Source organism: Planktothrix sp. FACHB-1355 (assembly GCF_014748295.1).
GTDB classification, from domain to species: Bacteria; Cyanobacteriota; Cyanobacteriia; order Cyanobacteriales; family Aerosakkonemataceae; genus Aerosakkonema; species Aerosakkonema funiforme_A.
The window spans coordinates 1-9,563 of sequence record NZ_JACJUP010000130.1; the positions used below are offsets into that span (position 1 = coordinate 1).

A 9,563-nucleotide genomic window follows, 5' to 3' on the forward strand; every position below is an offset into this window, starting at 1 on the left:
TTTGGACATAAGGCGGCTATATTATTTCACCTCAAGAGGTTTTTGCCGTTTCGCTCTCATTGCTAAAATAGGCGTTTCCGATCCCCTAAAATCGATTGATTCGCTTTCATATTAGTGCGATCGCACTAAATCGCACTGTATCCGAGATTATCTGAGCTTATCGGAGCGGGGAAATAATCCTCATAAACCGGGTTTCTCCTGGTTTATCGCAACGGCTCTTGCGGATTTATGGGAAAAAATGCTTGTTCTGTTACAGTTGAGTTCGATGGTGGGTGACGGCACGAGAACTAAATTATCGATCGAATGTAGGGGCGGGGTGACCCCGCCCCTACTTATCGCCCGTGCCTAACCCACCCTACGATTAGATAAGTTTGTATTATCACCACAAAAACGGGAGAGCCACCCAAAGAAACCCGATTTCTTCTCACCGACAAAAAATTGAGCGAAACCCTAGCGCGGCGGCTGTTCCTGGTAGATAAACTCTGTGCCGGGAACCGAGGTGTTTCCTTTATAGGAATTGAAAGAAGGTAGTTGAAGCAAGGAACTATTATAGGGATTAGGCAAATCTGGAGTGCGAAGGTACGGATCGCTCGATGTCTGTTCTCTTAGGACATTCTTGTATAGTTGGTGAATTGCTTTAGCATCGCTGTTAATTTCATTTTCCACATAAGGGCCGAAAAGCAAATTTAACTGCCGTTCAATAGAACGATTTCTGAAAGCTTCTCTATCGTGGCTGAAGAAAGTGCGATCGAATAATTCATCAATACCGTAACTTCTTGGACTGATGTATGTTCTGCGTGGGTTTAAGGGTTCTGCATTTGCCTGAGAAGCAAACGCAAACAGGGTACAAAAGGTACTCACCATCGCAGCACCTATAAGACCGCTACGCCGTATACTCATAACTTTCACCCTCACTTTTCCCAAATATTAACCTATCTTTGGGTCTAAGATCGTTGTTGGCTCTTTCTAATTATCAACTGTAATGACCAGTGGAATCAAACAGTCAGGCGATTTAGCTGTTATTTCGGTGACTTCGGATCTCTCGACGCTGCGCCAGCAACTTCTAGATTTATTCTGCCAACTGGCTTATAAAGAAGGCGATTTTCTTCTCTCTTCCGGTCAGCGTAGCACTTATTACATTAATGGTAAATTGGTAACGCTGCATCCTCACGGAGCTTTGGCGATCGGACGTATTTTGTTATCGATGTTACCTACGGATACTGAGGCAGTAGCAGGTTTGACTTTGGGTGCAGATCCGATCGTCTCTGCCGTCAGTGTAGTTTCTGCTTATGAAAATCGTCCAATTCCGGCTTTGATTATCCGCAAAGAAGCCAAAGGACACGGTACGAAAGCATACATCGAAGGCCCGGAATTACCGCAAGGTGCAAAAGTGGTGGTTTTGGAAGATGTGGTGACGACTGGCGGTTCGGCGCTGAAGGCAGTTGAGCGACTGCGAGATGCGGGATATGTGGTTGAGGAAGTGATTTCGCTGGTGGATAGAAAACAGGGTGGTGCTGAGTTATACCAATCTGTTGGGTTGAAGTTTGAGGCGGTGTTTGCGATCGGGGAGATTCAGGAGAGATATAAGCAATTGAAAGTTTAAACTAAAGTTGGAAATTGCTAATTCTAGCCGTGATTTGAAAGGCACGGCTAGATGAGGATATTTATAGTAATGCAGGTGATAAAGTAGTGTTGATGATAGTATATAATTGTATAATTTAAATAAGAAAGCGTAAAGTAGAATTTTCAGGAAAAAATAGTAATGGCACAAACACCAGATAATGAAAACAAAAGGGTGAGATGGACAGATGAAATGCTGGACAAATTAGCCTCAGATGTTTCGGAACTAAAAGAAACTGTTTCGGAACTAAAAGAAGGCGTTTCGGAACTAAAAGATAGCGTAGATGGTGTGAGGATTACAGCGCAGGCTTTGTTACAATTAGCAGCGCAGCAACAGCAAGAAAATGAAGCTAGAAAAGCTGAATTAGCAGCGTGGAAACAAGAAAATGACCGCCGTTTTAACGAATTGGAAGAGTGGAAACGAGAAAGCGATCGCCGTTTCTATACGTTACTAGATGAAGTGCGTTATTTGAATAGAAGAGGCGATCGTAATAATGGGGAAAGTCAGCAATGAAAGTGGTAAAGTAGTGTGGAAGATGGGAAGATAATTAAATAATTTCGATGGAGTCAGTCAGGTGGGAATTGGAGGAGAAAATATTTATGACACCAACTCCAAATAATGAAAACAGAAGGGTTAGATGGACAGATGAAATGCTGGACAGTTTAGCTACTGATGTTTCGGAACTAAGAGAAAGCGTTTCGGAAATGCGAGAAAGTATCTCGGAAATGCGAGAAAGTATCTCGGAAATGCGAGAAAGTATCTCGGAACTAAGAGAAAGTTTTTCTGAAGTCAGAGAAAGTGTTTCTGAAGTTCGAGATAGCATAGATGGGCTGAGAATTACAGCGCAAGCATTGTTACAGGTAGCAGCGCAGCAACAGCAAGAGAATGAAGCTAGAAAAGCTGAAATAGCAGAGTGGAAAGAGGAAAGCAATCGCCGGTTTTATACATTATTGGAGGAAGTGCGTTATTTAACTAGAAAAGTCGATCGTAATAATGGGGAAAGTCAGGAATAAACGTCGTGAAGTGTTTGCTATAGCTAACCAATAAGTAAGGTAAAATACTATGATTACTGCTACAAATATTAAACATTGAAGTGATAAATTTATATCCCAGGATTATCTGATGTTAAGCTTTACTGATGGAATACATAATAATTTTCAGCGTAATTATAGAGATAAATTAGCAAAATCACGAATAGCTCTACGGTATTGATTATTATTAAAAAATAAATCTCCGTTGTTGTGTTTTGCACCTGGAACTAACAGCAATTGTTTGCGATAAGATGCAGCTTTATAAAGTTTTTCGCTCATTGTATAAGGAATCATGGGATCGTCAACACCATGAACGAATAAGGCAGGTATTCGTAAAGATTTAACTTTCTTAATAGAGTCAAAGCGATTAGTTAAAAGTAACGAGATTGGAAATATCCGAAAGTAAGGGTAACGGGCGATTTGATTTGCCATAGAAGTGAAGGAGCTTTGGACGATTAATCCCGCTGCTTCTGGGTGTTTTATAGCTAAATCAATAGCAACTGCGCTTCCTAATGAATGACCGTAAATAAAAATGCGATCGCTAGGAATTTTTTGCTGATTTACGAGATAATTCCAAGCTATTTCTGCATCTTGATATAATTGTGATTCTGTTGGGAAATTACCTTTGCTTTTGCCGTATCCTCGGTAATCAATTAAGAAAACTGAAAAACCTAATTGCTGAAAGCGATAAGCTTGGTTAATGTTAGAACCAATATTTAATCCTCTGCCGTGTAAATAAAGTAAAGTTCCTAAGTTTGATTTTTTAGCTTGTATCCACCAACCGTGAATTTCACCGCCACCTAAATTTTTAGGTACTGGTAAATAAATATTTTTGTAATTTATCTTGTAGAAGTCAGGAGTTTTCTGAAAATTATGTGTTGGTAGGAAAATCAAGCGTGGCTGTACAAAGAATAGGATAACGCAAATTAACGTATAAACAATGAATAAAGTTGAGCATATTTTGAAAAAAAGTTTTCGTTGAGATTTTCGCATATTTACTCAACAGCGGGGTAAGCGATGCCACTATTATACTCGTATACTAGAACATAACTGCGAATAAAGTTTTCATCAATGGGACGATTATCTGAAAGTTTGATTAACTTAGTTTGTGGGAAAGGTTCAGGTAATTTGTGACAATGAGAAATAACATATAATGTTTTTACTCCTATTTCTCCATTTTCTTTCTCCCACAAACCTTCATTTTGAGTTGATGGTAGGCATTTTTCAAGTAGGTTATTTGTCAGATGAGTGTTTGGTTTTGGATCTAGTTCAACTAACTCTAAAATAGCCTCATATCTAACCAAACTATCTTCACCTAAAGCAAAATAAATTTTGCGGTGTCCGTGAGTTTTTACAGCTAATTCAGCAGATGTCCATTTTAAATAGGAACGAAAAGTAATCCGTTCTTCAGGGTTTTTGTTACTGGCATCTTCAAGATGTTGTTGATAATTACGGCAAAATACAGCACAATTTGGAGTAGTTTTGATTTTTGATTGTAAACTCATTTTTAAGATATCCTTAGTAGTTAAGGTGGGCAATGCCCACCCTACTATATTAACCTTGAACTACTGGCTCTTTAGCCAAAAACTTCTCCAATTCTTCTAATGCTTCGGCGTCAACTTTTGTCTGCATCGGGCAGAATTTCGGGCCGCACATCGAGCAGAATTCAGCGGTTTTGTAGATATCTGCTGGGAGAGTTTCGTCGTGATATTCTTTGGCTCGATCGGGATCTAATGCTAACTCGAATTGGCGGTTCCAATCGAAATTGTAACGCGCTTTGGAGAGTTCATCATCGCGATCGCGTGCGCCCGGACGACGGCGGGCAATATCGGCAGCATGGGCAGCTATTTTATAAGCAATTAACCCATTTCGCACGTCTTCTGCATTCGGCAAACCTAAGTGTTCTTTTGGTGTTACATAGCACAGCATCGCCGTACCGTACCAACCAGCCATCGCCGCACCGATCGCAGAAGTGATATGGTCGTAACCGGGAGCAATATCTGTTACCAATGGCCCCAGCACGTAGAAAGGTGCTTCCGAACACTCTTCCATTTGCTTCTTGACATTAAATTCAATTTGATCCATCGGTACGTGACCTGGCCCTTCCACCATCACCTGTACGTTATGTTCCCAAGCTTTGCGGGTGAGTTTGCCCAGAGTTTTCAATTCCGCAAGTTGGGCAGCATCCGAAGCATCGTGAGTGCAACCGGGACGGAGAGAATCGCCTAAACTGAAAGAAACATCGTATTTCTTGAAGATTTCGATGATATCTGCGAAGTGGGTGTAGAGAGGATTTTGTTTGTGGTGATGCAGCATCCACCGGGCGATGATACCGCCACCGCGAGAAACTATTCCGGTAATGCGACTTTTCACCAAAGGCAAGTATTCAATTAGAATACCCGCGTGAATCGTCATGTAATCTACGCCTTGTTGGGCGTGCTTTTCGATGATGTGCAGAAAGTCATCCGGCGTCAAATTTTCCATTTTGCCGTGAACGCTTTCTAATGCTTGGTAAATCGGAACAGTACCGATGGGAACTGGGGAAGCGTTGATAATGGCAGTGCGAATTTCATCCAAATTACCGCCGCCGGTGGATAAGTCCATCACGGTATCGGCACCGTATTTCACCGCTTGTTTCAGTTTAGTCAGTTCTTCCTCAATACCGGAGGAGTTGGGGGAAGCGCCGATGTTGGCGTTAACTTTACACTTAGAGGCGATGCCGATGCACATGGGCTCTAAGTTAGTGTGATTGATATTGGCGGGGATAATCATTCGTCCCCGTGCCACTTCGTCGCGAATCAAGTCAGCTGGGAGATTTTCCCGTAGGGCGACGTGTTGCATTTCTTCAGTGATAACGCCTTGGCGGGCGTAGTGCATTTGAGAAACGTTACTTTGCCCGCGACGCTTCGCTACCCATTCGGTACGCATATTAATTTCCTCGAATAAACAGCTTCCCTCCGCCGGTATTACCCGGACTCAGGTGCAAAGGGTTTGTTCTCAGCCCGGTTTGAGGGGCACCCCTAGCTATGGCTGTTGATTGTAGCATCCGTTTGGGTTACATAGAAGCAAGTATGAAAATCTTAATGGGTGTGTTTGCGAAAAAGTAACGGTAACGGTATATTCGTGGCGGAATCGCTGTGCTTGAAAATCTGCGATCGCTATAAAGTAATTTTAGGCTGTAAATTTCTTGATGGAAAATGCCATATTTTTCCTTTTTATTTTTTTTAGCAGTTATGTATTGCTGCCACGAAAATTGGTATTCTGCAATACTCGTGTGAGTTTTGGAACGGCACGGCTCAAAAACAAGTTTGGACAACTTCTAATTTACAGAGCGAAATATCCGGATAGGTAATTTACTTGGAGGAATATGCTGTTGTAACAATTCGATTAACTCATTGATAGTCAAACAAAGGGAGAATTATTGTGGCAACTATTGCTAGTCCAACCCTAACTTTAACTCCATTTACTGAGGGCGGTCAACAAAAGGTAAAAATTGAAGTTAAATACAATGTAACTTTCACTGCCAATGAAGTTATTTTACAGACAGATGGGTTTAAATTCCAAGAAGTCATCCAGGTATTGGGAGTAGATGCGCCTAGTCCAGTAGATCAAGTTTTGGTAAGCAATATTCTACCAACTCAAGACATAACCATACCGGGTGCAGGAGTTGCTGTTTCCCGGACACGTACAGCCAAGGCACTGAGAAAAGATCTGCAAGAAGATCCAACGACAGGAGATGCTGATGAGATCCGCTGTAGCATTCAAATTATACCTGTTGCTGCTAGCGCATTCACAAATACAGTGTCTTTAGCAGGGTAATCTTTGCGCTGGATGAGGGTTAATTCTGGTAAGTAATATGGGTTGATAATATGGGGTTGCCGCTCAGGCAACCTCATTCTTATATCTATTTCTAGATTTTATTCTAAATTCATTTCTTCTAAAGTCATTTGAATATTTCTTGAAACCGTGCAAACTCATCATCTGTTAACAGCTGTCTTTCTGCTTTGCTGATTTTGAGTTTATGAGCTTTATTATAAAGTTCAAAAGCCAGATCGATCGCACTACACCAAACACCAAACTCTGCCAACGCCCCGCCAGAGGGTTACATTTATCGACGATCGCTTGCCATAGCCTAGTCTGTTGTGCTACTGAAGGCGATCGCACCTAATCGTCTAACCTGGGTTTGCAGTATCGATCGTAACCTTGCAGTCAAGCTGCTTTTACTTGGGAGTCGGAGAGGCTTGTGACCTAGATCACAAGCATTATAAGGACAAACTCACATAGAAATACAGTTTAAAAGCACCGGATTTATACGTAATGTTCACAAAAGCTTAAGGTAGCCAATCACGCAGCGAACTAGGAAAACAAGGAATAATTTACTTATTCCTGATTCTTACTGCGGTCATATGCTAGAACAACCTCAAATCCCCAATCATCAACTTCAAATCGAACTTAGCATTTGTCAGGCTAATAAAAATACGATTTTAATTATCGACGATGCTATTAGTAATTTAGAATTTTTGCGCGAAATTCTCATCAATTTAGATTTTAAGCTATTGTTTGCGACCAATAGCGAAACAGCTATTTATCAAGCCGAATATTACCAACCAAATCTTATACTTTTGGATACAACATCACCAATTATTGACGGCTTTGAAACTTGTCGTCAGTTAAAATTAAATAAACTTACTAAAAACATCTCTGTGGTCTTGATGACTGAAAAAGCAGAAACGGAATGCAAAATTAAAAGCTTTAAACTTGGAGCGGTTGATTATATTACAAAACCCATACTGCCAGCAGAACTTTTAGCTAGAGTTACAACCCACCTAACTATCCAGAACCTGCAAAAGCAACTGGAAGAGCAAAATGTACGCCTGCAAAAGCAGATGGAGACAGAGCGGTTGATTGCTTCTATGCAAGAGCGTATCCGTAAATCTTTGAACTTAGAAGAAATTCTCAATACAACTGTAAATGAAGTACGGCAGTTTCTCCAAACGGATCGCGTGATTATCTACCAATTTAAATCTAAGCACAGCGGATTTGTAGCTGTAGAATCTGTTAGCCCAGAATGGACATCTGTTTTAGAAAACGCAAGTATAGATTCCTACATTACAGAAAACTTATTCAATTTTTATAGAGAAAGAGAGGATAAAGACATAAAAAATATTTATCCAGGTGAATTTAACCGTTGCTATGTTGACTTATTAACTCGTTTTCAAGTCAAATCAGACTTAGTAGTTACGATCCGGCAGGGAGAAGAATTATGGGGATTGCTGATCGCTCTTCAGTGTTCGCGCTCGCGACAGTGGCAGCAAGTAGAAATAGATTTACTCAAGCAATTTGTTACGCAAGTGGGAATAGCTATTCAACAAGCTCAACTTTACGAAGAATTGAAGATGGCAAATCGAAAATTGCGTCGCATTGCCAATTTAGATAGCCTGACGCAGCTAGCAAATCGCCGTCGATTTAATGCTTACCTAAATCAAGAATGGCGGCGTTTGCAAATAGAAGAATCTGACGAATTCAACTTTTGTAAGAGCGCATTGCCTTTGTCTTTAATTCTTTGCGATGTCGATTTTTTTAAACTTTACAATGACACTTACGGACATCTAGCAGGAGACTTCTGTTTGCAGCAAATCGCCCAAGCTATTCAAGCAGCGGTGAATCGTCCGGGTGCTTTGGTAGCTCGTTACGGGGGAGAAGAATTGGCGGTAATTTTGCCAAACACAAAGCCAAGGGATGCGTTTTACTTAGCCGAACAAATCCGCAGAAGAGTAAAAGCGTTGAAAATCAGTCATACCAGATCCCCAATCCGCCAGTACGTTACTCTTAGTTTGGGGGTTGCTAGCACGGTTCCCAGTGATGTATCTTCGCCTGCAAAGCTAGTAGTTGCGGCTGATAAAGCTCTCTATAAAGCGAAAAAGCAGGGTCGCGATCGCACTTATATAATAGGGCTGGAAGACTGCCGCTGCTCGCATTAAGAATTAGGGATATCGAGGAATCTGCGGCGAACAGCAAATCAAAGCCGATCGGGGCTTCAGCTCTGATTTTAAGCTCATTAGCTTGTAATTTTGAAAATTAACCTCTTCTGGCGCGAGCAATTGGATATCATAGGTAAGGATTTTTACCTGTTAGCTTGAAAATCTACTTATGCAAACAACCAAGTCGATCGGTAAAGTCATCGCTGGCGCAATGCTATCCTTGACTGTGGCAATCATAGGGGGACAAGTTGTACAGGGGAGCGAAAACCCTGTTTCTCTTGTAAAGACTACTTGCGTTGGTAGTGGCCCCGGTCGCTGGCGTCCGGATAGGGAAGATGTTGCTATTGGCAGAGCGGTCTATAAAAGTTTGATGAATCTGAGTCCGAGTAATGGCTCTGCCGCTGTTACTTGTAGAATCAGACCAGAAAATTCCGAACCCAAATTTCAAACTCTTCAGCTGGAATTTGGTATGCTGGACCGAGATACAACCAGTCCTCCCAACACTGTCAATATTTACTTGGATGGGCGGCAAGTTGCTACTCGAACGGTGACAGCGGCGCAGACAGCCTCTTTGTTATTCAATGTTGTCGGTGTTAGCAATGTTTCGATAGAAACCATCTGCTCTAGTTCTTCTGAATACTGTAGCCGGGTTTATTTTTTTAAAGCTTCCCTGGAGCGTATCCCTCAGCCGGAGCGCCTGAATAGATCTGAGCCACAGCGTCTCAACGTCCCCGAGCCACCACCGCTGAGAAAATAGCGGTAAGGTTTTAAGTAGACTTGTTGAATTTGAAATTCTATGACTTGTGGCGTGGGATTATCAAAGTCAAACCAATTTTCTCACTACTTGAAGCCCATGAAGCCCAAAATTACTAACATGGTGGCATGGCAGCAAGCCGAACTACTGATGCAACCTGCCTTTCTCCGCGTCAT

General features: G+C 41.7%; 11 protein-coding genes and 1 riboswitch. Of the genes, 7 read left to right on the forward strand and 4 right to left on the reverse strand.

Annotated elements, in window-relative coordinates; translation table 11 throughout:
* Window positions 1-450: 450 nt before the first annotated feature.
* Window positions 451-900, reverse strand: coding sequence for a hypothetical protein (locus H6S82_RS08535; protein ID WP_190466207.1), 450 nt, complete (start codon window positions 898-900; stop codon window positions 451-453).
* A gap of 82 nt (window positions 901-982) precedes the next feature.
* On the opposite strand from H6S82_RS08535, the gene pyrE reads away from it, so the two are divergent.
* The 3 genes from pyrE (at window position 983) to H6S82_RS08550 (ending at window position 2,634) form a co-directional block, all read left to right on the forward strand.
* Entirely contained in the window at window positions 983-1,603 is a 621-nt protein-coding gene (gene pyrE / locus H6S82_RS08540) for an orotate phosphoribosyltransferase (RefSeq protein ID WP_190466209.1), read from the forward strand.
* A 159-nt stretch (window positions 1,604-1,762) separates the two neighbouring features.
* Complete coding sequence (locus H6S82_RS08545) at window positions 1,763-2,134, forward strand: hypothetical protein (RefSeq protein WP_190466212.1); 372 nt, start codon at window positions 1,763-1,765, stop codon at window positions 2,132-2,134.
* A gap of 86 nt (window positions 2,135-2,220) precedes the next feature.
* A complete protein-coding gene (locus tag H6S82_RS08550; protein WP_190466215.1) occupies window positions 2,221-2,634 on the forward strand; it encodes a hypothetical protein in 414 nt (137 codons plus the stop codon).
* Between the two features lie 153 nt (window positions 2,635-2,787).
* On the opposite strand, the gene H6S82_RS08555 is transcribed toward H6S82_RS08550, so the two are convergent.
* From H6S82_RS08555 to thiC, 3 genes are read right to left on the reverse strand one after another with little or no spacing between them, the layout of a single operon-like run.
* Window positions 2,788-3,645 (reverse strand): alpha/beta fold hydrolase, encoded by an 858-nt coding sequence (locus H6S82_RS08555; RefSeq protein WP_190466218.1) that lies wholly within the window; start codon window positions 3,643-3,645, stop codon window positions 2,788-2,790.
* Between the two features lie 2 nt (window positions 3,646-3,647).
* On the reverse strand, window positions 3,648-4,157 hold the full coding sequence (locus tag H6S82_RS08560; RefSeq protein ID WP_190466221.1) for a hypothetical protein: 510 nt from the start codon (window positions 4,155-4,157) through the stop codon (window positions 3,648-3,650).
* Window positions 4,158-4,206: 49 nt separating this feature from the next.
* The gene (gene thiC, locus H6S82_RS08565; RefSeq protein ID WP_190466224.1) at window positions 4,207-5,580 is read right to left on the reverse strand and encodes a phosphomethylpyrimidine synthase; all 1,374 of its coding nucleotides are present in this window, start codon (window positions 5,578-5,580) and stop codon (window positions 4,207-4,209) included.
* A 7-nt stretch (window positions 5,581-5,587) separates the two neighbouring features.
* A riboswitch (TPP riboswitch) is annotated at window positions 5,588-5,684 on the reverse strand.
* A 391-nt stretch (window positions 5,685-6,075) separates the two neighbouring features.
* On the opposite strand from thiC, the gene H6S82_RS08570 reads away from it, so the two are divergent.
* The 4 genes from H6S82_RS08570 (at window position 6,076) to H6S82_RS08585 (ending at window position 9,390) form a co-directional block, all read left to right on the forward strand.
* Window positions 6,076-6,471, forward strand: a complete 396-nt coding sequence (locus H6S82_RS08570) for a hypothetical protein (protein WP_190466227.1) — start codon at window positions 6,076-6,078, stop codon at window positions 6,469-6,471.
* 202 nt (window positions 6,472-6,673) lie between these two features.
* Window positions 6,674-6,820: a hypothetical protein gene (locus H6S82_RS08575; protein ID WP_190466230.1), complete on the forward strand. Its 147-nt coding sequence runs from the start codon at window positions 6,674-6,676 to the stop codon at window positions 6,818-6,820.
* Between the two features lie 238 nt (window positions 6,821-7,058).
* The gene (locus H6S82_RS08580) at window positions 7,059-8,633 is read left to right on the forward strand and encodes a diguanylate cyclase (RefSeq protein WP_190466233.1); all 1,575 of its coding nucleotides are present in this window, start codon (window positions 7,059-7,061) and stop codon (window positions 8,631-8,633) included.
* A gap of 169 nt (window positions 8,634-8,802) precedes the next feature.
* Window positions 8,803-9,390, forward strand: coding sequence for a hypothetical protein (locus H6S82_RS08585; RefSeq protein ID WP_190466236.1), 588 nt, complete (start codon window positions 8,803-8,805; stop codon window positions 9,388-9,390).
* The last annotated feature ends 173 nt before the right edge of the window (window positions 9,391-9,563 follow it).